Genomic DNA, 22,662 nt, shown 5'->3' with positions numbered 1-22,662 from the left:
AAAAAGAGGCTTGTTGAAAATAATCAATTTTTTATTAAATCTCTTATTAGAGATACTTTTTACGATAATAGATTTCAAAAATAAGACATATAACATTACATGCGATAACTATTTTTGTTACTTTATCAACCAGATAGAGTATCTTTTTTTGTTGTTTAAAAAGCTGCATATAAAATCGCCATAAAAAAGATTTTGAAGAGTTGCATTCAAGCGCAATTAGGGTGTGCCGTATTAGCAAAAAAGAAAAAATAGTTATGTAGCAAAATCCAATTGGATTGATAATAGTTTTAGCAAGCTTGCCCATATCTTTTGTGACGTTATTTAGCGAAATAGAGAGTGGTATGCTTTGTTGTTTCAAAGGTGTCTGCAGAAAAAATTGTTTAGGCGGCGTAGTAGAATTTGAGTTAGCAATAAGTATTAAAAAAATAAAAATGGGGTATGTAAACTTTTTTATTATAAAAACCGCATGATTTTATCGTGAATGATATCAAGGGGGCCACACTCCGTATTGAATTGATGATCTCCATTAGGAATTGTAAACAGTGATACATTCGCGTATTTAGCAGATCGCAGTGTTTTTTTAATTAATTTTGAGTGACTGATGTTGATAAAAGAGTCATCTTGCGCATGAATAAGTGTAATTGGGATATTTTGGTTAGGCAGCAAACAAGAAGATATCCATTCGATTGGGTTTTTTTCATCAGGTGAATAGCCAGGAGCAATTGTTTTTTGAATGGCGCTAACCATTTCTTTTTTCTTTTTAAAAATAGATTTATATCTGTTGTCCAAAATATTTGCATAAGGCGCAAGTAAAATAATGTGAGCAATATTATTGGCCAATTCAGGATGCTTGCAGAGAGTAACAATTAAAGAAGAGGCTCCATTAGAATGCCCCATTACGATAAGAGGTTTATCAGGGGCGTGATTTTTTTTATGTTCAATAAAGGCGCGCAAGTGTTTTTCTATTTGAGCTATATCATTTCCTTGTCCTAGGTTTGTTATGTTGCGCAAAAAGCATAACCCTGGAGCGTATGAATAAAAATTAATTGATGGTGGGAGAAAAAAACTTTGAGATAAAAGATTTTCTTGGGCTTCGTCTCGGGTAAGATTTATTGGGCCTGGGTATCCATGAGCAAAAAATAGCCATGCTTGAGCAGATTTATTTGGTTGTTCTGCGCACAGCTCTTGAATTTGCAAACTAATATTTTTGGATAGTATGCTTTCATGATTTATCGGTTCTTTGGTTAGGCAATATCGTGCGTTTTCTATTGTACGATCAAAGATGCTTAAAATAATGAGCGCTATGAAGAAGAGCTGCATATCGTTATTTTTATATTAATTTTTTGACCTATTGATATAGCTTAGCACTTAAGAAGAAAATATTTATTTTGCTTTTTTTTATTTGAAATGTGGTTTTTTTGCTCTTTTTTGTGTTTTTACCCTTCATTTGAGGATTTTATCGAGAGGATTAGCTTTCTGAGTTTTTCGCCATGATTGGCCAATCTTTATAAAAAAATCGCTAAATATGGGGTTTTTTTATAAAAAAGAGCTCCCTTTTAAGCGGAGCGTTATCTTCATTGATTAGGATACTTACCTGAACTTCTTTTTTGTGATTTTTTTATTTAATCAATTTAATTTGATCTTCGGCTGCGTTGAAACGAAATAGCAAAATGGTGAGCATAATCACGAATGGCCATAAGGGTTTTGCCCCCCTTGCTTTTACGATTTACGAGTTTTCCTTCTGTGGGGAGCGTGTCTGAAAAGATGCGCTCTTCGCGCTTTGCAATACTTGCAAGATGTACAAGATCAAAAACGGCCCTCACCGCATTAAGTTGTCCCTTGCCTCCATCGATGAGGATAAGATCTGGTAATTCATTTTGGTTCTTGTATCTGCGTGAGACTGCTTCCTGGAGTGCTGCGTAGTCATTTTGGTTGGTCAAAGATTGAATAATAAATTTTCGGCAGCCATTTTTGAAGGGAACGCCATCTACAAACCGCACACAGGAGGCAACAATATTAGTTCCCTGCAGGTGTGAAATATCAAAACAGTCGATTACATGTGGTTCGAAATTGAGATTTAAAAATTGTTTAAGATCTTTAGCGGAATCGTTTTTTGTTTGAGCTTTATTGGCAACTTCAAGAAGGGCTAGTGACATGATGTGGTCAAGGTGGTGTGAGTGTGCATCAATAAAAAGTGTTTCTTGAGGCTGATTCCATCGTGTTTTTAAAAATTGAGAAATTAATAATTTATTTTCTAGCTCTTGGTTACACATGAGTTCGCGAGGTGGTTGATATTGTTGGTAGTAGGTGCTCATAAAGGTATCGATTGGTTCATCTGAATCTGCCAAAAAAGTGTACGTTATGCTGAATTTTAATTTTTTCTCTTCAAGCAAGTAGACATGATTTTTATGCTTAATCCAAATGTGACGAGAGGTCAATTCTTCGAGCGAGTTTCGCCAGTTGAGAATTGATGTTTTGTGTGCGAGAAAACTTGTAAGTTGCATCTTTGCGTCGACTAGTTTTTTTGATACTTCAAATTCCATTTTTTCGTTATGAGATTCGATGAGAGAATCAATTTCTGCAAAGAGCTTTTTATTGCCGCTGACAAACAGATTTTTAATCAAATCTAGCCTTTTTTTGTATTCAGTAAGATCAAAATCTGGCTTGCAGGTGCCGGCGCAAATCCCCATGTGGTATCGCAAGCAGCCGTGTGGCATTTTGCGCGAGCATGTTTCGAGTCTGAATGTTTTGAGTAAAAATGCATGCAAAGATCGAGCTTGTGATTTTTCGATAAACGGCCCAAAGTATGAGCCTTTAAGTTTTTTTGTCCTGGTAAGAATAAGTCGTGGGACGGTCTCGGTTGTTATGAGAAAATAGAGAAAGGGTTGTCCATCTTTGAGTAATACATTCAGGGGTGGACGATGGTGTTGAATAAGTTCGGCTTCGAGTAAGAGCGCTTCAAGTTCTGAAGATGTTTCCTTGAATTCAAAATGAGTTGCTGTTTGGTCGATAGTTAAGCCTTTTAGATCATCGGCCTTAGGCTGTAGGTATGATGAACATCGATTGCGCAGATCTTTGGCTTTTCCGATGTAAAGCATTTCTGTTTGACTGGTTTTGAAAAAATAAACACCAGGAGTGTGGGGGAGTTTATTAATTTGGTTTTTAATAAATTCATTCATTATTTTTATAAAAAACTAGGCCTGACGAATCAGGCCTAGTTTACTTAGAGTTTATTATTTTTGAATGTTCGTATTTAAGATTTCTCTGAGCGCGGTTGTTGCACCTGCAAACCCTGCAGCTTCGTATGGAACAACAATTGTTTTTCCTTTAGAATCGGCCATCGCTTCAGAAAATGCTTTTATGTACTTAGTTGCAATAACATAGTTTGCAGGATTGGCATCGGGCAGACTTTGTTTGATGAAGTTGATAGAATCAGCTTCTGCTTTTGCAAGAAGGAGCTTTGCTTCTGCTTCTGCTCGAGCGAGTGCAAGTTGAGCTTGAGCTTCACCTTCTGCGCGTTCAAGTTTGGATTGGCGATAACCTTCTGCCTCAAGAATCTGAGCTCTTTTAAGACCTTCAGCTTCAAGGATATGTGCTCGACGGTCACGTTCGGCTTTCATTTGTTTTTCCATGGCAACTTGAATGTCGTGTGGAGGGTTAATTTCTTGTAGTTCAACGCGGTTAATTTTTACGCCCCACTTGTCAGTTGCTTCATCAAGTCTGATGCGTAATTTATGATTAATTGCTTCTCGAGAAATGAGTGTTTCATCAAGATCCATGTATCCGATCACATCACGAAGTGTTGTTTGTGTGAGCTTTTCAATTGCCAGAGACAAGTTGTTAATTTCGTAAACAGCACGCACAGGATCGGTAATTTGATAGTACAAAAGTGCATTAATTTCCATTGTGACGTTATCTTTGGTGATTACATTTTGGCGAGGGAAATCATACGTTGTTTCTCGTAGATCGATACGATAATCCGACTGAATATAACTGTAATATCGCTTTGAATTGGCTTCTTGCTTAAAAAACGTCCAGTGTACTATGCGTGGCGCGTCCATAAATGGCACAGTGAAATGAATTCCTGAGTCCAAAATAGAGTGAAATTTACCAAAACGTTCAATAACTATTACTTCAGCCTGTGAAACTTGATACGTTCCTTTGATGATGATAAACAAAATAAAAGTTGTGATGAAGGCTAAAAAGCCAAAATCTAATAAAATGCTCATGAGAGTTCCTTTGATTTAAGAATAAGCGTATTTCCTTGAATATTTACAACGATTACACCAACGTCGTTAGTTAAAATAGTTTGACTATTGTTTTTACAGCTCCAGAGTTCTTTTTCTACATATGCATAGCCGCATTCGCCAGGACTGAGCGGTTGTTCCAGGTGTGCTTGTTTTCCAATCAGCGATTGTATATTGCTTGTGATATGAGGGTTTTGCTTGTGAGAATAGTTAAAATGTTCGATTTTAAGCTTTAATACAAAGAAGATAATCGCTCCATAGATAACGAAAAATTCCTGATGCCATGAGAAATCTTTGAATAAAAATGATAGCAATCCAGTTGAAAGTCCGCTGATTCCAAAAGCTAAACAAACAAAAAGGCCAGGCGAACATAATTCTAGAAGAATAAGAACTATGCCGATAAGTGTCCAAAGATAAAAAGGTGTTAAAATCATAGATGTTCCGTTCCAGCTGAAGCATCGTTCTTATTGTTTTTAGCTTAGCGCGATTAAAAGGTTTTGTCATTCTTGAGGTAAAATAAGGTATTTTTTTCGTATATTTTTAAACGAGTCTGTGACTTTAATTGAACCATATTGAATCATTAAGTCTGCTCTAAAATCCCCTGGCGAGATGATGACAGCGTGATCACCTAATTTTTCTGCCATGATTGAAAAGTTTGAATCTGGGCGAATGAGTGCGTCAAAATGCATTATGGAAAAAAAATCTTCTAAGACGTTTGTGTTGTGATGATTGTTTTCTCTTCGATAATCGATAGTGATATCTGATTTTTTTAATGCCTTTTTTATTGTATGGGCTATTTTTGCAGGATGTTCATCGTCGGTAAAAATGTGTACATAAAGAGGCTGTTCGTTAAAAAGGGTATAAAGAACTTTTATTTGATCTATGTAAAATTCTAATTCTGGAATTTTGTAGAGATGGTATCCGTGTTTTTGGCTTGGTTTCCAGTGTTCAAATGAGCCGCCACGCCTGATGTGAACAGCTACAGAAAGGATGTTTTTGGGTGGATGAATTAGTGAAAGTTTTTTAACAGGGGTAACCAAAGATTTTAATATTTTTTTAAATTCAGGGTTTTCCCAGTCGACATAGAAAAGTGGTGAAAAAAAGGATTCGGAAAAGTAGGGGATGCAAATAAGGGTGTTGAGTGGTTCTTCTTTGCATAAAGCTTTTTTTTCATTTTCTTCAAAAATTATTTTTTTTTTAAAAAGACCATCTTGAGAAGGGTTTTCTTCAAACACGTTTGTTAGTACCAATTCATCTGAGTGTTTGAATGTGTTGTAAAAAAATGTATAGCCATTTTTGAAAGCAAAATAGAGTCCGTGGCAAAAATGAAGAAGACTATCGCCAAATCGACCGTTAGACGGTTCCACAATAACGCCATTGGTAGAGGTTATTTTCCACGGATGCGAATTTGCGGAGATCGATACCAATAAAAACAAAATACAAATAATTCTCATGCGCTCAAGTATGAATCAGCATAAAATTTTTTAAGCATCAAGTTAGCGTATCTTTTACCGTGATTGACGGTCAATTAAGTTTGTGGTTAACAAAATCGCTTTAATTTTTAGATTAAAAAACTTAGTTAACCACACTTTTTGATTTATTTTCTTATGATTCTTCCTCTTCATCGTATTCTTCGGTTTCCACGTCTGGAAATTCAATTCCATGAAATGAAGGGTCTATTTGTTTCAGCCATGCTTCAACTTGCAGAAGATCTGTGATTTCTAGATTCATGTCCATGGCTCTGTTCCAGATATCTAGTTTTATACGTAGTGGTATTTGGCCTTGAGTGCAGATGAGCTGCTTGAGGCTTGAAAAAATAGCCATAAGTCTGGTGATAGAAAGCCCTGGCCGGCCATCAAGAAGTAAGTCTTGAGAGTCGGCGTTTTCTTTGTATCTCAAGCAAAGCGTTTCTAAGTCGGCAAGAATAGCAGTTGTATCTTTTTGTTCATATTTATAGTTAAACATTTGAGGGGAGTTGATTATCGAATCAAAGAAGGAGTCTTCTTGAGAGAAGTTTCTCGTGATATATATCATCCAATCTGGAACTCTTGCAAGGTCTTTCATTCTTGCCATTGGAAGCACGAGTTTGAATTGTGAAATATCTTCACAAAAGGGAAGTGTCCTTTCATCCCTATACGATGGGATCACCATTACGTCAACTCGAGTGTGCGCAGGCATCATTTTGCGTCGGGAGTCTCGATCAGGAATTTCTCCATGAAGTAACGGTGTAAGTTTTTCAAGAGACAAATCTTCTTTTTCTTTGAAAAAGCGATTTACCCTTTTTAAAATTTCTACACAATTTGCTATTGCTTCATCGTGCACAATCTCTGGAGGGGGAAGAACTGTTCTTGAGCATAGGCAGAAGAGCAGGCTGTCCGTAGACGCTTTAAGGGAGTCAGTTACAAAATCTAGGGAAGGTCTGTGTATTGCAAGAAATTGTTCTTTTAGTTTTGAGAGTTTTGACTTAAAAGCGTCTTTGATTTGAGGATTGTGGCAAGAGAACAAACGAATTGATTCTTGGGTGTAATATTCAAAACAAGCATGACTAGCGTCATTACCAGAAGCGGCTTGCTCTTGAAGGTATTTAATTATTGTGAATACAAGAGTCGTTATAATTAAGCTTAGTTTTGTTTTTATTTCACATTTGAGCTGAGAAGGTGTTTTTTTTGAGATGTCTTCGATTTGAGTTATTGCAGCTAAAGAGAGCCAGCATGTGTCATCAAGTGAAAAAAAATCAAATAATGCTTTATTGCGCACAGAATCTGGGTAAAAATCTCTCATGATGGGACCATATTCTTCGCTGAGGATTCTTGTTGCTTGTTGAATTTGATCAATCGGAGAACTTGCGGCTGCTTCATGTGTTAGCAGTGGAGCAAGAAGTTCACTCAAGCAACTTTCTTTGAGCGTATCTGCCGCTGCAAGGCTTACATCTTTACGCATGTTTTTTATGGCAACAGCTCTATCCATTATTCCAAACATGCCACGAATGCCTTTTAGCACGCTATCAACACTTATTATGAATAAGGGATCTGTGGCTTGAGAGTAATGAACAAACCATGCAATAGCTTCTATAAAATCGACAATTTCGAGCAACAGTTTTTTAAAATGTATCTCGTTTGAAACGGTTACAGAGGTAAACTTTAATTTTGGTTCAAGCAAGCGAAATGCATTATCAATTCGTTCAAAGATTCTAGAGAGGTCTTCTGTTCTTGCAGGTGGGCGTGCTGTTGCTACAATTACAGGCAAATTTTGGGTTATTTGACCGAGAGTTTTTTTTAATTCTTGGACAGATGTTAATTGATTGTTTTTAACAAATCCCTGATTTTCTCTGGACATTTTGCCAGTGATACTCAAAACGCGAAATCCTTTTGGCGCGATTTTGAGGGTAAAGGAATCTATTCCAGCTTCGTATTCAGCAATTTCTTTTGAATTGAGGTACAGATACTGTTGTTTTTTATCGAGAATGTGAGCTACTCGTGGATCGAGTGTAGTGTCGATAGCTGCAAGAGCAGCTTCTGCACCGCCGGCTGCAGCTTCGTCACCTCCGCCGGTTGTTAGTTCAGGCTCGACGGCTGTTGTTGCAACAGCTTTTTGTTTGGGTTTTCTTCTTTTTGGTGCTGAGTTGAGCAAAAAACAGCACGAGCAGGCGAGTAGTAAAAATTGTATAAATTTCATAGATTCCTTAATTTTTTATAGAAAAGAGCGATGTGAGAGGATTTAGTTTATGTATTGGGTTTGTTTTTTTATTATTTTATAAAATGTTAAAAATAGAGCGCTTTTTCCGCTTTTTATAAAACAGGTTGATTCGCATTGAAAAGATTAAGATTTTAAAATTGTTTGTAGGGATGAAGATGTGCATATTTTAGGGAAAAGCTTAGATTGTTACAGTTATTTGATTTTTTGGGGTCTTGAGATTAGATGATTTATATGATTTTCGTTTTTGATTTAAAAGTTTTTTATTGTGGCGCACGCAAAAGTTTTTTCTGCAACAACCCTTGGGGTTAATGCTTCGTTGATCGAAGTTGAAGTTGATTTATCGTTTGGATTGGTAAATTTTTTTATTGTTGGATTGCCCGATAAGGCTATCAAAGAGAGTAAAGACCGTATTCGCGCAGCTTTTAAGAATTGTGGCCTTAAGATGCCTGATCGTTTGGTTACGGTTAATTTGGCGCCTGCTAATCTTAAAAAACAAGATTCATTATTTGATGTTCCTATTGCGGTGGCGTTGTTGCAAGCTGCTCAGCTTGTAAAATTGGATAAAAGTTTTTTGGATGAAACGGTATTTCTTGGGGAATTGTCGCTGGACGGTCAAATTAGACCAATTATTGGAACCGTTTCGATTGTTCATGGGGTGTTGGGATTTGGCAAAAAACGCGTTGTTGTTCCATTACAAAATGTTTACGAAGCTCAATTGATAGAAGGAATTGAGGTTATTGGGGTTGAAAATTTAGTTCAACTCGTGGCGTGGCTTCGAGGTGAGATTACTCTTGAGCCTTCAGTGACAGACCTTAAAAAATTACTTGCCGTTCAGCAACGTTTTTTGGATGATTTTTCTCAGGTAAAAGGGCAGCGCCAAGCAAAGCGAGCGTTACAGCTTGCAGCTGCGGGATGGCACAATACATTGTTTATTGGATCTCCTGGGGGTGGAAAAACAATGCTTGCAAAAAGACTTCCTACCATATTACCGCAGCAAACGTTTGCCGAGGTGTTAGAAACTACAAAAATTTATTCTGTTGCTGGAAAATTCTCGCGAGATGAACTTGTCTATTCGCGTCCATTTCGTGCGCCACATCACACCATTTCGCAAGTTGGTCTTGTTGGTGGAGGTTCTCATCCGCAGCCAGGAGAGATTAGCTTGGCTCACAACGGGGTCTTGTTTTTGGATGAATTAACAGAATTTTCACGTACGACGGTCGAAACTCTTCGCCAGCCGTTGGAAGAAAAGGTGGTTCATATTTCCAGGGCTCAATATTCAGTTGATTTTCCCGCCTCATTTTTGCTGGTTGCAGCGCTCAATCCCTGTCCGTGTGGTTTTTATGGTGATGAATCAAAAAAGTGCAACTGCAGTTCGCAGTCAATCGAAAAGTATTTAGGAAAACTTTCCGGGCCGTTACTTGATCGACTTGATATTCATGTGCGAGTCGCATCGTTGTCATATGATGAGCTAAAAAATTCTTCAACCACAGAAAAAACTTCCGCCGAGATGAAAGCAGAAGTTGATATCGCTCGAGCATTTAGATGCAACCGCCAGGGCGATATACCCAACGGGCTTCTTTCTCCAAGCCAGATCGAGCAATTTTGTACATTAACCACAAATGCTGAGCTTTTGGTAAAAAAAATGTTTGATCGTTTGGGTCTGAGCATGCGTTCGTATCATAAAATATTAAAATTAGCGCGAACAATTGCTGATTTTGAGTCGTCAGAAAAAATTAATGAATCACATCTTAAAGAAGCGTTTTCGTATCGATGTTTTGATAGGCACCAATCGAAATGACCTTTGTTGGTATTGATATTGTAAAAAACAACCGTTTTTTACATTGGTATTTGTATTCAGATCGTATGCTGCTCAGAGTTTTTCATCCACAAGAGGTTGCGCAATTTAAAGAACTTTTTCTCCAAAATGCTGAAAGAGCAAAGCTTTTTTTGGCTTCCCGGTACGCGGTGAAAGAGGCTTTTTTTAAGGCCTATTCATCTTTTGTGATACAAAAAAAGAGTGATATTCCGCCATTTTTGACACTTTCGCGTTCTTTTTTTGTGGAAAAAAAAGAAAACAACCAGCCATTAATAATGATTACAAGTGAATTTCTTGCAGGCCTGCATGATATTTCTGTTTCTCTTTCCCATGAGGGCTGCTGTTCGTCGGCGGTTGTTGTTTTGAGTGCGTGTTAGTTTCTTATTGAAAACCTACTTTTTATGTTTTTGTAAAAAATGATTTTTTTTGGAGCAAGTGATATTTTTTGTGAGTTTTATGAAGGAAGATCTACATTTGAGGTTAGAGAAGCGTTTAATCTTAAAAAATAAAAAAGGTTATTGTTGATGATAAAAAGAATGATTGTTTTAGTGATGCTTGTTTGTGCATCTATGACCGTTGGAGCTGAGACTATTTCTAGTCACCGGTCTTCCTTTCCGGGGATTTTGAAAGTTTCGTTTGCGTATGAAGTGGTTGATACTCTTCCTGCGACCGAGCAAGAAATAGTATTTGGCATGGCGCATACCGATGAATTGTTGTACGAAAAGTTTGCGACATTTCAAGGTCGGTATGGTGTTGCGTCGTCGACCTCGCCTGCTATAAAAAAATGGTTCGATTTTATCGGCAGACGAATGACGGTTGTGCAGTTAAGTAGAGTCAAGGCAGATGAAACGATGGTTAAGTTTGTTGTGTCATCGATCGATGAAGCCTTTGTGGTTGGTTTTCGGTTGGAAAAACAAGCGCTGCGCTCTGTGGAGCAAGTACATGCACTTGTAACTATTTATGGGTGTGAAAAAGATGCACCTGGATATTTGCTAAACTTTTTGCAGTCTTGCTTTGTAGAAAAAGCGATGATGCAAAAACATTGGGGTAAGGCTTTGGTTGCAGGATTTGGCTTGGCCGCAGCCGTTTATTGGAAGCGTATTCCTTTAATCGCGCAATATAAAAAATGTTTAAATCGTCTTAGAAGAAGGGCGAACGGTCATACTGTTGCACCAAATGCTGGGCCCGCTGTGACCTATTTTCATCAGAATGATACAGCCCTTGGGCCTGTTTTAGCGGTTTCTACTCTTCCAACGCTGAGGGCACTAGCTGTTGTTGGGAATAACCAAATTTCAGATCAATCATTCGAGGCGGATATGGACAATGGAAAGAGCTTATTTACTCGAATTTTTGAGCTTTTTAATGTACCGCTGCGTGCAGATAATTCAGCTGGTGAATGGTGGGATAAAATGACGCAACTGCATAATCTTTTGGTGAATTATGGAGGAATTGATCTGCTTTTAAATCATTTTGAAACAGTTTCTAATGACTCAAATAAAAAATTGAGAAAACTTTTTTATGGAACAAATGGAATTTTTTGCAGATTATTTGCAGCTTGTGGGACAGTGAGCTTATACAAACGCGATGAACAACCGCTCGTTAAGACTATGAACCATCGGCGCGTGGGATATCGCTGGAGGGAGAGCGGTGTTATTAATATTAATGAGACAGCAGAGAACTTTGCGTGGACATTCATAGATTAAATAATTTTTAAAACTTTCATTAAGTAGGGTGTGGAATTTTGTTCTTCGCCCTACTTAATTTTTTATCATTTACTTTGAATCCGAGTCGTCTTTGAATTCTATTTCATCGTCTTTTTTTGATTCTTTTTTGTCTGAGGATTTATCTTTTTCTGAGTCTGCGGACTTCTTTTTTTCGCTTTTATCGGCATCTTTTTCTTTTTTGTCTTCAGATTTTTCGTCTTTGTCGACATCTTTTTTAGACTCTTTTTTTTCAGGTTTCTTTTCCGAATCTTTTTCTTTTTCGTTACCTTCTGCAGACCCGTTGAGTTTTTTTACTTCTTTTTTGAGGTTTTCGATTTCTTCGTTGTATTTTTCACCGGCTTTTTTGAATTTATCGACGATGGTTTCCATGCTTTCTTTTGCTTCTTCCATTTTTGTTTTAACTTTTTTTAAAACACCTTGGATAAGAATGACTGAAACGGTTGAATAAACAGTTGCAAGGCTGAGTATGCCCATCAAGATATTCCAAAGCAGTGGACTATATTTTCCTAAAAAACCTTTTTTCATATATATCCTATCTTTTTGACGGTAATAACAAGGTTTAGGCTGCCAGTAAGCGGAGCTTTATGACAATTATTTAGGCAAATATTTATTGTTGCTCAAGTTGTGAATAGGTTTTTACGCCAATCCAGGAAAGTAAAATAGCCATGCTCAAGCATGAAAATAAGTTAATGGTGTATGAGGGCGTTTCTATAAAGCTTGTTGCCACTAGAGTTAAGAAGATTGCCCAAGCGATTGGTTTGTTAAAATCGATTTGAGCCTTGATGTATTCCATTTGCGAGATGTTGGTTACTGAGCTGGTCATGGTTCCAAGGTCTGCAAGTGGCGATGTGTTGTTGCCCAAAACGGCGCCAGACAAAATTGCACCGATTGTTTTAAATAGCAGTATGTCAAATGTTCCAGATTGTAGATGAGCAAGCATCGGAATCGCGATTGGATAGAGCAGGGTCATGGTTCCCCACGATGATCCAAGACAAAACGCGGTTAAAGCTGAAACTGCAAAAAAAGCTGGTGGAAGATAGTTCATCGAAAAGAGTGGGAGTAGCTGCTCGATGATTATTTTTCCGATGGAAAGTTCTTGTGAAATGATACTGCTAAAGGTCCACGAAAGGGAAAGAATAATAATTGATGGGAACATCATTAAAAAGCCTTCCTTGAGGCATTCTAAAAAAGAGAGCAGTTTGATTTTTTTGCGAATAATAAACCAACTAACGGTTACCAAGAGAGTGTATATGCCACTCATAAACATCGAAAGTTCAAGTTTGCAGTTGTTGATAGCTTCAAAAAGGCTATTATTCCCAGAGATGAGATAGAATTTCCCGGTGTATAAAATTGCAAGAATTAATGAGGCAATCAGCGTAATAATTGGGATAAAAAAATCAGTCAGAGTTGCCGTATTTTTTTCTGGCTCAATAAAATGATGATGTCCCGTTGGTTCATGGTGTGAAGACTTGAGGTCTGCAAGATGCTGTTCATGTTGGGCGTATCCGATCAGAGTTCCTTCAAGTGTTGTTATCCATGTCACGATAATTAATGAAATAGGATAAAGCGCGAAAGGAATTGACCATAAAAAGACAAAAAAAGCATTCTGTGGGATAAGACCAGTTGTATCCATATTGATTCCAGCACTTGCAAGTGTACCTACGATTGCCGCACCCCAGGTTGAAAGAGGCATGATTGCAGCAATCGAAGTTGAAGTGTTTCCGATCAGCTGTGCGCATCTGACTCGGGCAATCCCAAACAAATCTGTTATTTGTTTCATCACAGAAGCTGTTGTGATGGTATTAAAATAGTCATCAAAAAAGAGAAATAATGCGAGTCCCAGAGTTGCGCATTCAGCTTGTTGACGAGCTTTGATGTATTTTTTTATGAATTGAGCGTATGCCGTGCTTGCCCCAGAAATTCTAATTATTTCAATAACGCATCCGACGGCGATTAAAAAAATAAAGATAAATAATCGAGTGCTAGAAAAGAATGCAGACAGATTAAAAAGGTTAAAAAACTCTATTTTTTCAGCAAATCGAGTAATCGAAAAAGTGACTGCTCCAAGTGGCGAAAAATCTTTATAAATAAGGCTTGCAGAAAGTATTCCCGAAATAAACGCAAGAACCATTCTTCGAGTTTGAAAGGCGATAAAAAGTGTAAGCGCAACTGGCGCAAGGGCCAAAATATGTTGCATGATAAAACCTCAGGGGAGCGTTGACACGGCAATGCATTTCTTTGGTAAGGTGTCAGCGTAATTTGAATAATAATTCTGAGAGTATAGCAGACAAGCTTTAAAATAGGAATTTATGCTCATTTTTGTTTACAAAGAGGCGAAGCAATGCGCGTAAAAAGTCTTTTGATTATTTTTTTGATTGGATCTTTTGTTGGGGCATCTGGGGATGTTTTTGAGACCAAGTTGGCAAAGGCTCGCTATCAAGATTTGAGTGGTTCTGAGCGCATTGAGGCATACGGAGATGTTTTGCGAGCGATTCATAGAGGGTTTGCAAGCGATGCTCAGGTTGGTGATTTTGTGCAAGCTGTTTTGGGGCTTTTAAAACAGCGGACCTTGGGAAATGTTTCGATCCTTAAGGGGTTGTTGGATCTTGTTAAAAATATACTTGCGTCCAAAGTCTCTGCCTTTACTGAGCACAAAGGTGTCTTTGCTTATTGGAAAGATGTCTTGGAAGCTGATTTACAGAAGTTTGCATTAAATAATGGTGAAATTATTAAAATGCGCTTTTTTAAAGAACGAGATAACTGTTTCTCGGTTCGTATGAAAAATAATATCCCTGTTGTTGAAAACGATCGAGCTGACGGACTTTCAGCTTATTTTAAAGTAGCCCTTTCTGGTGTTAGTCATCCGGGAGAGCAGCCGCAAATTATTTTGGGGGGCGATGCAATTGAACTTGTGCCGTTGTATTGTGAGCGCTCGGGAATTTGTTGTGCATTTGATGACGAAAAAGCGTTGTATTGTTTTTCTTCTCAGGGTGCTGAAGATAGTATTCTTTTGGCCGTTTGCTCTCCTGCACAAGAGCGAATGTATTCTCCCTTGAGTGTTGTCAAAAAAGAAAAAAATCCTTTGTATGTTGGCGAACAAGTTTCACTTCGTTCTTCAGGTTGTAATGCATGGGATGGTTGTGTTGAGCGTGTTGACACTGAAAAAGTAAAAAAACTTGAAAATGAAAATTTAGAGGCAGCTTTGAATCGTATAAAGTTGATGCCTGGAGCGAGCGAAAAAATTGATTGGATGATTGTTCTTGCGCCTAATTTGAATACTCGTATTGTTGAAAAAAATTACAAACTTTTTTTTAAAGTTCTTTCAACTATTTTTTCGGCAAGAATGACACTGGATAAAGATGCATTAGTAGCTGCTCGAAAATTGCTATTTCAGCTTTCTGTAAAAACAGGATTTGGGGAGCACAAAAAATATTTTTCTGAATGGCTGTACGATTTAAATCAGCGATTGTTAGCATACTCTTTGAAATATTCAGACTGTTTAAAAATTTCATCAAAGCAACAGCAAGGTTCTTGTTTTTCGATAATACCACATTTAGTTTCGCGCGCAGATGCTATTGCAAAAGAATTTAAAGTTGGACTTGGTGCACGACAATCTTTTGCTCCTGGATATGATTTATGTTCGCTTGTTTCTTCAGTTGGAAAAACAGGACCTATTTTTTATGGTGATGAAGTAGAGTTGTCATTCCCCCATCTTGATGAAATTGGTGAAGTGCGATGCGTGGTTAAGGTGGATGGAACTCAGGGACGCTTGCAGGCTTCTAGTTTAGAAGATCTCGGAGAGGGAGATGATACTCTTTTTGTTGTTTCGTCTCCATTCTTTGGCATCGATGAAGTTTCAGGACCGCTTGTTGTTGGTGATGAATGTATGCTGAAATCAAAAAAAACGGGTCTCGTGATAGGCTTTTTGAGGGGTGATGGCGCTGATGGTTGGTCGAACTTGGTTTCGTGTGAGCGATCTTCTCATTCTAAAAAATCAGTTGTTTTTACCGTGTCAAAAGTTGAAGCTGGGGGTGTTGAAACTGTTGTTACGCAATCATTTTTTTCAAAGCTTTCGCAAATAAAATTAGAACAATCTTATGTGGTAAAAATGGAAAAGTTATTACGAATTCTTGATGGTATGAGTTTAAAAATATCGATCGATGATCGAAATGACTTTTGGGATATTATGATGCTTCTTGTTGCCGATAAAAAACATATGTCTGAAGGTGAAATTAAGCAGTTAGTTGATTTGCTTTTAAAAATAGTATCGGTTGCAAAATTGAATGGATTTTCTTCATGGATAATTCGAGCCGAGCAAGCATTTATAGATGTTGAGTTTTATAAAAAAGTAAAAAGAGCCTTGTCTTCTCCTGGCATGGATAGGTTTAAAGAAATGCTTCAACTTGTAGGTGATTTGAAAAAAGTTTCAAAATCAGAATCGGAATATTTTTTGGAAGAGCTTCGTTTATTAAGAAAATATAAAAAAGATCAATCAAAAGCTGCAAAATTATTACTTATGCATGTTTCTGAAGAAGTTGGTGCCGCGAACGACAAAAAATAGTTGTTCTTGAATAAGGGATTAAAAAAGATTCGGTATTAAAAAAAGAATCTAAATTAGATATTGATTTTTGTATTCTTGAACGCATACCATTCTCCCCTGATATTGATTGCTAGCGGATGCAGGATATTTGGTGATGGCGATTAAGTTTGTTTTAAGAATATTTTTTTTAATAGCATCATTGTTTGTGCATGATTTTAGTTTGTTTGCGAGTCAGCCATCTGTTAATAAAAAAACAGTTCCAACTAGGATGCGAGAAGGACAGGCTGTCGGAGGTGGCGCTTTTGATATCCAAGCTTTTAATAAAAAAATCCGAGGCACTAGGCTGGAGCCTTTGCCTGCATCAAAAGGAGCTCGTGTTGGAACTCTGGAAAGTCAACTGAAGAATGTTAATTTTTTGTCTTATGGAAGTGTTATTACATTATCATCGGCAAATGACACTCTTGATGATTATTTTTCTAAAACAAAAACGACGAATAGTGTTACATATAGATACCGTGCAGCACATCCAACAGGAATTATTTCAGTGGAAGCTCCGGTTAATAATCAGTATCCTGAGTCGAGCAGAGTCGATAATCTTTTGAACCCTGAAAAACGACTGACCGCAGGACCTGGAATTGAATGGGCAAAGGGCGGTGATGTTGGGATGCTTGCATTTGCGTCTGCCGCTCCAGCATACGCCGAAAATCAATATTGGATGGTAAAAGGACCGCACAAGGATGGCGATAGGTTTAATAATCCTTTAGAACCTTTGGTTATGTATGGTTCAGAAAATCAGCTTCGCTTAGAGAACGTTGTTCGCAAAGGAAATCTTGCGTTAACTAATATAAAATCTCCCTACAGTCTTATTTTTGAAGGTACTTCAAGCCCGGTAAAAGATAAATATACTTTGGTAAATCTTGCAGGAAATGGTTCTGGCGTTGGAACTGTTAATGATAATTGGTACATGTTGACTCACAAGGGAGACAAGTATGACACATCTTTGGTAAGTACCGGAGTTTCTTATGTATTAAAGGGCGCGTATTTTGCTCTTGCAAGTAATATTTCAGGAACAACAAAGGCTCTTGCTATGCCGGTTTATTCTAAAGATTCAGAACCTGACTTTGGTGTTGGGGTAAAGATAAAAGAAGATACTGATTGGACAACTCAGAAGGGGGGTCCTGCTGTTTGGAGTTTGGATTTAGGAGTTGATGAAGTTACCGCCGTTGGTGGAAATGTTGATCAGGGTGGGCTTCAGGGGCAAATTGTACAAAAGTTTAGTGTATATGTTTGGGGTGCTAACAAGCGGGCGTTCTTTAATACAGATAATCCAGCTATGTGTATTGATACGTATAAATCAAAACCAAGAAGTTGGCTTCCGGTTGTGAATGGGTGGATGAGGACTACAGAGCCTCAGGCGCTAGCAAATACCTTTTTTCAGTGGCCAGGGGATGGCAAATGGGGTGTTGGTCGAGTTTCAACTATTAATGCTTTCCCAGCTGCACGAAATGGGATTGATTTAGGGCTATCGAGTTGGACGGGAGCTTTGCAATTTAGATTTAGAGCTCAACGAATAAAAGGTGGTGCATGGTCTCATGATGGAGCTAAAGACCCAGATCATGGCGTGTATATGACTCAGCCAATTGGGGGAATGGATGTTTCGAAAAAAGAGTTACCTTGGAAGATGCCTAAAATAAAAGGAACGCCAGATGGTAACTTTGACGCAATATCAGGGGTGCGGTCTGTTTTGGAGGTTAGTGCGCGAGCAGGTGATTTGGCAATGGGAACAGCGGGATCTGTCATGACGCTATGGCGTCTTAAAGATATTTTTCCTCGAGAAGTATTACAGCGATGTGCTGGACGAGGTGATGCGGATGCTATCGCGAAATTGAAAAAATTTTATGGTATAACAATGCCGACTTATGTTCCATTTGATTCGAGTAATTTAGAGTCAGAGAGTTTTTCTGGTATCAGATATGGGGCTGTTTCGTTGTTGAGACACGTTGAGTCTGGAAAATATTTAGCGGTGAGTAATGTTGCTCATCCTTCTTATCCAGGAGTGTTTTATCTTACCTGTGTTTCGGATAAGTCATCTGCTGGGCAATGGATGGTTGCGCCGGGAATAGGACTTTCTGCTCAACAAGGTGGGGTTGCAGTTGGTGCAGGTGATGGAATTCGCTTGGTTGATCGTGTTACAAAAAGAACGTTGCTTGCTGTTCAGAAGCAACCGCCACTTTCTGTAAACTTTGCGGTTCCAAATCTTGATATGTTATCAACTCCTTCAGGAGATTCTCTTTTGCGGGTTTATGATGTTCCTGCTGTTGCATGTAGTGGAAATCCTCCTGATGAAAAACTTCAGTATCCTGCAACAAATTGGATTGTTTATCCTTCTTTTAAATCTCCTTCTGCGGGAGCAACAGGAGCTGCGGGTGCATCTTCATCTCCAATTCCTCTTGGTATTTCATTTTTCAATCAAGCATTAAGTGGCTATTTAACCTCGGTTAATGGATATCTTTTCAAGCCTACAGAAGGATCTTCTAATTGGCTGCAAGAGGTGACTGTCTTTGATAATGGATCGACAACAATAGCGGATGTGGGTTCTTTTGGTACTTGGGCACTAGAGGATGTTGTTCCAGCGCCTTCTCCTCAGGCCGATGTTTCTTCAGCAGGATTTGCAGGGCCGTTTGCTCTTGTTGATGGATCGCAGTTGAATTTGGTTTCTGTGGCAGCAGGTTCAGATGGTTGTTTGTATGGTGTTGATGGTTCTGGAAATGCTGTGAAGGTTGATTTGGTTAAAAAAACAAGTGAACAACTGGCTTCTGGAATCAAAAAAATAGTTGTTGGAACTGATGATGCTATCTTAATGCTCAAAAATGATGGAACAATTGTTATGAGACCTTCAGGTGGAGCTGACCAAACTATTGCTGGTTGCATGGGAAGAGATATCGCAATCGGTTCAGCAACAAAATTTGCTGCAGTTTCTGTAGATGGTGGAAGTCTTGGAAACTTGATGTTAAATCAAGGGCAGCAGCTTCTTGCGAGTTCTCAAAAATGCTCTTGTGTTGATATTACAGACGATGGATATGTTTTTGGGGTGGTAACTAACGCTGCTGATGGAAAATCTCATTTATTAATTGCTCAGCAGTCAAATACTTCTTCGTGGCAAGATGTTTCCTTGGCTGCACTCGGTGAGGATATTATACGGATTTCAGCTGGTAGTACTCGTTTTATTATTTTACATGGCGAAAAAGGAACATTGTGGAGATTGGCTCAAGCAAAAGGCGAAGAATTTTTTGGAAATCCTTCTTTGTTGTTGTCAAATAGTGCACAGCTTGCGCAGGCGTCTTCTTGGGAGAAAATTACCATTAATCAGGCAGCTGCAAATACACCAGCAAGACCATTAATTGTTGCAGATGCATCTATTTCATCAAATGGATTGTTGGCTGTTCTTGCGGGCCAAGTAGCAGCAAATTTTGATTTTCAGGTCTTTACTCTTTCGTTAGCTCCGTGGCCAGAATCAAATGTGATGTTTAATTTAAAAGTAGAGAGAACGCCTGCGGTTGTTACGCCTGCAGGCGTAATTTCATCCCCGGCTGTGTATTCAAACCGATTGGTGTGCGATAGTGCGAGTGGTCATTTGGTTGCTGTTTCTGATGCAAATAAAATTCAAGCGTCTGGTGGTGCGGGGCAATTCTGTTTGATTTCTTCAGATGGCTACGTGACAATGCAAACCAAGAGTACTCTTGCTGTAAGAGTTGGAAATATTCCTCTTGGTTTGAAAAAAGATGATCCTCTGCAAAATCTTAATTTAATGACCGGCAAGACGGCATCTGGAGATGCTCTTACAAGTGGGGTTGCTCTTGAAGCTAGCGTTGAGCAAGATCAATTGTCGGTAGGTTTTGGTGGTACTAAGTTTAGGGCTGATGATACTGCAGCGCTTTTAGAAAAATTCATGTTTTACGCTGAGGGACGGCCAACTGCAGGTGGGCAGCAAAGATTTAAATTACAAAGTAAGGCAACTGGCGGCTTTTTACAGCTAGATCAAACAACATCAAAAGTCGTTTCTTTGAAAAAGGTTGATGGAAAAGCTGCGGTGATTACTCGTGAAGAAGGATCGATTTTCCTTCTCTCTCCACTAGCCGCAACTAATTTAAGATTACAGCAATCTCTTGTTGGTAAAAATCCTCGCGAGACTATGGATGTTCTTGAGGCAGCGTGGTTGGATCAGGCAAATTTTGTAAATGGAATTGATTCATTTTTAACAGTTGTTGAACGATGGCTTGAGGGTTTAAGAATTTCCCCTGCTACATGGACAGATTTTACAGAGACGGTTAGTGATTGGGTAAGTCCTATTGATAAGCTTAAAAAGTCTATTACGGCGTGTGCTCGATTGAATATTCTTCTTTCTGATCAAAGTCTTTTAAAGAATTCAATAGTTGCACAATCATTTGTTGATCAAGGTGATTCTACAAAAATCAGAAAAATTGATTCTTCTGAAAAAATTGCAATTGTGAGGGCTGCTTGTGATCCAAATGCTACTCCAACAAATCTTGGGTTAATTAAAAACGTTAAAGATGGATCGATTATTGCGTTGCGTTCTGTTTGGGGTATCGATGCAAACGGAAAACTTACTAGCGCAAAAGCAAGTATTGTTAATGACTTGTATGTTTCTGTCGATGCATCATCTGGGAATGTAAAATTAGCAGATATTACTATGTTGGATTTATCAGCTCAGTTTTATATGAAAGTTGTTCCATCACCTCTGGCTTCATCTCGAAATGTTGATGAAGGGCGTGATTCTAATGATATTCAGCGCTGGATGTTTCAGGCAACAAGTGCAACGGATGCAGCAAATAAGCGCTTGAATGTTCCAGCTATTCCGACGAGTCTGGTTTTAGATTCTCGTGAAACAGCATTAAAGCGATATATTCTTCAGTGGACTGGCCTTGCGGGGGTTGATCAGCCTTCGTTATTGCCGGCATATTTTGATGTTCAAAATGTTGGAGAAAGACTTGCGTCTGTTGTTGTTTTACAAAGTGCTGTAAATAGTGGATATGTGGGTGTTGGGAGAACTGATGTCGCAACAAAACTTAAAGAATCATTGGTTGTTGATGATTCAACCGATTTTGTTTTGCGTACTCAGGATGCTGTTCCTTCAGGAAATGGAAATGAGTTTACGCCAACGCCGTTGACGCTTGCAGATGCTGCAAGGTTTGAAATTGTGATTGTAACACCTGTTATGCAGCAGCTTTCTGAGGCGTTTAAGAAAACAACTTTTGATGAGCAAGTTGCGACATTCTTAGATGTTTCTTCAAAATTAGAAAAAGTTGTTGATGCTATTACATTTTGTGATGGAATTAGTTCAATGATTCGAGCAACGGTAAGAAATTCTCAGGATTCTTGGAATAAGTATGTTGGCAATCGTCCAGCGAGAGAAAAATTGTTAGCATCAGTTGAAAACATTAAGCGACTCTTTAGTGCTGATTATAATTCAAGCGCATCTGCATCAAAATCTTACATAGATGAGTTAGTAAAAGTTCTTGATGTTGCGCGTGTTCCAAGTTTTGGAAAAACAAAAAATCGTACAGAAATTATTGTTGACTTAGAAAAACAATTGACAGATCTCTCTGGTCCTGGTGCGACAGAAAAATTTGTAACAAATGGCAGTCCAAGAACATTTATTACATTACTTCAGCACGGGGTTAATGATTGGTTTACGAGTGCAGGAATTTCTGTTGACGATAGTAAGATTCAGCAAGATCGACAACGACTTGCGGCTCTTATTGATGGATACAAAAAAGCTCTTGGGGTAAGTCTTTCAAAAGCAGATGCTGCGTCGTTGGATGAATTTACAAAAACATTAAACAACTCAAAAGCTCAGATGAATCCTGTCGATCTTCTTCAAAACATTATTACAGCAAATACAACAAATGGATTAATCACCTTTGGTGCGGATACAAAATATTCGTTTATGAGCAAGATTTGGGAATTGTACAAATCTAGTACTCTTGATCCAGAGGGTGGAGCAGCTTCTGTTGTTGATGGAAAAATTATAAGTCGTGGTGTGATCTTTGGGTTAACTCCAGCGCAAATCACTCAACTTACAGAGTTGTTAAGAAGTGTTTCTAAGGCACCAGATTCGCCGACCGCAGTTGGTGGACCATTTTTTGCCGATGATGCAAAAGGATCTATTAGAAGTGGACTTGTCAAAGATGGTGGCTGGGGATGGACTAATCAGCCGTTTATGGATATTACAAACACCCAGGTAATAAATCAGTTGGCACTGTTTTTTGTTGCTCCAACATTTAGTGAATTTGTTTCAACCTATTTGCAGTATTTAGCTGCAAATCAAGATAGTCTTGCGACTCTTGCAACAAGTGGAGATGAAGCATCGTTGATGCAGGTTGAGCGGTTTGTTGTTCGATTGTTGGGTCTTGCCGAACAATGGGCTTCGTGGCAAAAAGCTGCAACAGCTCGGCAACAACGGCAAGAATTGAATCAATTTAAAACATTGGTTCGAGCTGTAAGATCTTTTGTACGGTCTAGTCCTGAATTGAAGACACGGGTAGAAAAACTTTTGGGAGTTATTCAGGGTGCTATTGATCAATTAAGTTAACGGTATTTGGTAAAAAAAGAGGAATG

13 protein-coding genes are annotated in these 22,662 nt (G+C 38.4%); 5 read left to right on the top strand and 8 right to left on the bottom strand.

Annotated elements, in window-relative coordinates:
• Window positions 1–453 precede the first annotated feature (453 nt).
• The 6 genes from FJ366_00675 to FJ366_00650 all read right to left on the bottom strand — a co-directional run bounded on the left by FJ366_00675 (window position 454) and on the right by FJ366_00650 (window position 7,922).
• Window positions 454–1,320, bottom strand: a complete 867-nt coding sequence (locus FJ366_00675) for a hypothetical protein (protein MBM3894104.1) — start codon at window positions 1,318–1,320, stop codon at window positions 454–456.
• Between the two features lie 311 nt (window positions 1,321–1,631).
• Window positions 1,632–3,179, bottom strand: a complete 1,548-nt coding sequence (gene uvrC, locus FJ366_00670) for an excinuclease ABC subunit C (protein MBM3894103.1) — start codon at window positions 3,177–3,179, stop codon at window positions 1,632–1,634.
• A gap of 54 nt (window positions 3,180–3,233) precedes the next feature.
• Window positions 3,234–4,229 carry an SPFH/Band 7/PHB domain protein gene (locus FJ366_00665; protein MBM3894102.1) on the bottom strand — a complete coding sequence of 332 codons (996 nt, stop codon included), beginning with the start codon at window positions 4,227–4,229 and terminating at the stop codon, window positions 3,234–3,236.
• The gene (locus tag FJ366_00660; GenBank protein MBM3894101.1) at window positions 4,226–4,681 is read right to left on the bottom strand and encodes an NfeD family protein; all 456 of its coding nucleotides are present in this window, start codon (window positions 4,679–4,681) and stop codon (window positions 4,226–4,228) included. The genes FJ366_00665 and FJ366_00660 overlap by 4 nt, the downstream gene beginning before the upstream one ends.
• A 66-nt stretch (window positions 4,682–4,747) precedes the next feature.
• Window positions 4,748–5,701: a hypothetical protein gene (locus FJ366_00655; protein MBM3894100.1), complete on the bottom strand. Its 954-nt coding sequence runs from the start codon at window positions 5,699–5,701 to the stop codon at window positions 4,748–4,750.
• A gap of 151 nt (window positions 5,702–5,852) precedes the next feature.
• Entirely contained in the window at window positions 5,853–7,922 is a 2,070-nt protein-coding gene (locus FJ366_00650; GenBank protein MBM3894099.1) for a hypothetical protein, read from the bottom strand.
• 286 nt (window positions 7,923–8,208) lie between these two features.
• Here FJ366_00650 and FJ366_00645 point away from each other — a divergent pair, with 286 nt between their 5' ends.
• From FJ366_00645 to FJ366_00635, 3 genes are all read left to right on the top strand, one after another.
• Window positions 8,209–9,741 carry a YifB family Mg chelatase-like AAA ATPase gene (locus tag FJ366_00645; GenBank protein ID MBM3894098.1) on the top strand — a complete coding sequence of 511 codons (1,533 nt, stop codon included), beginning with the start codon at window positions 8,209–8,211 and terminating at the stop codon, window positions 9,739–9,741.
• Window positions 9,738–10,136, top strand: a complete 399-nt coding sequence (locus FJ366_00640) for a 4'-phosphopantetheinyl transferase superfamily protein (GenBank protein MBM3894097.1) — start codon at window positions 9,738–9,740, stop codon at window positions 10,134–10,136. The genes FJ366_00645 and FJ366_00640 overlap by 4 nt, the downstream gene beginning before the upstream one ends.
• Window positions 10,137–10,283: 147 nt before the next feature.
• On the top strand, window positions 10,284–11,462 hold the full coding sequence (locus FJ366_00635; protein MBM3894096.1) for a hypothetical protein: 1,179 nt from the start codon (window positions 10,284–10,286) through the stop codon (window positions 11,460–11,462).
• Between the two features lie 69 nt (window positions 11,463–11,531).
• On the opposite strand, the gene FJ366_00630 is transcribed toward FJ366_00635, so the two are convergent.
• Both FJ366_00630 and FJ366_00625 read right to left on the bottom strand, forming a co-directional pair.
• Window positions 11,532–12,008, bottom strand: a complete 477-nt coding sequence (locus FJ366_00630) for a hypothetical protein (protein MBM3894095.1) — start codon at window positions 12,006–12,008, stop codon at window positions 11,532–11,534.
• A gap of 82 nt (window positions 12,009–12,090) precedes the next feature.
• Window positions 12,091–13,680 carry a hypothetical protein gene (locus FJ366_00625; protein ID MBM3894094.1) on the bottom strand — a complete coding sequence of 530 codons (1,590 nt, stop codon included), beginning with the start codon at window positions 13,678–13,680 and terminating at the stop codon, window positions 12,091–12,093.
• Between the two features lie 144 nt (window positions 13,681–13,824).
• On the opposite strand from FJ366_00625, the gene FJ366_00620 reads away from it, so the two are divergent.
• Together FJ366_00620 and FJ366_00615 are read left to right on the top strand one after the other, a co-directional pair.
• Window positions 13,825–16,044 carry a hypothetical protein gene (locus FJ366_00620; GenBank protein MBM3894093.1) on the top strand — a complete coding sequence of 740 codons (2,220 nt, stop codon included), beginning with the start codon at window positions 13,825–13,827 and terminating at the stop codon, window positions 16,042–16,044.
• A gap of 133 nt (window positions 16,045–16,177) precedes the next feature.
• Window positions 16,178–22,636 (top strand): hypothetical protein, encoded by a 6,459-nt coding sequence (locus tag FJ366_00615; GenBank protein ID MBM3894092.1) that lies wholly within the window; start codon window positions 16,178–16,180, stop codon window positions 22,634–22,636.
• The last annotated feature ends 26 nt before the right edge of the window (window positions 22,637–22,662 follow it).

The organism is Candidatus Dependentiae bacterium (genome assembly GCA_016871815.1).
In the GTDB taxonomy this organism is placed as follows: domain Bacteria; phylum Babelota; class Babeliae; order Babelales.
The sequence above is the reverse complement of the archived record's forward strand: the minus strand, read 5'-3'. Positions and strand labels throughout refer to the sequence as shown.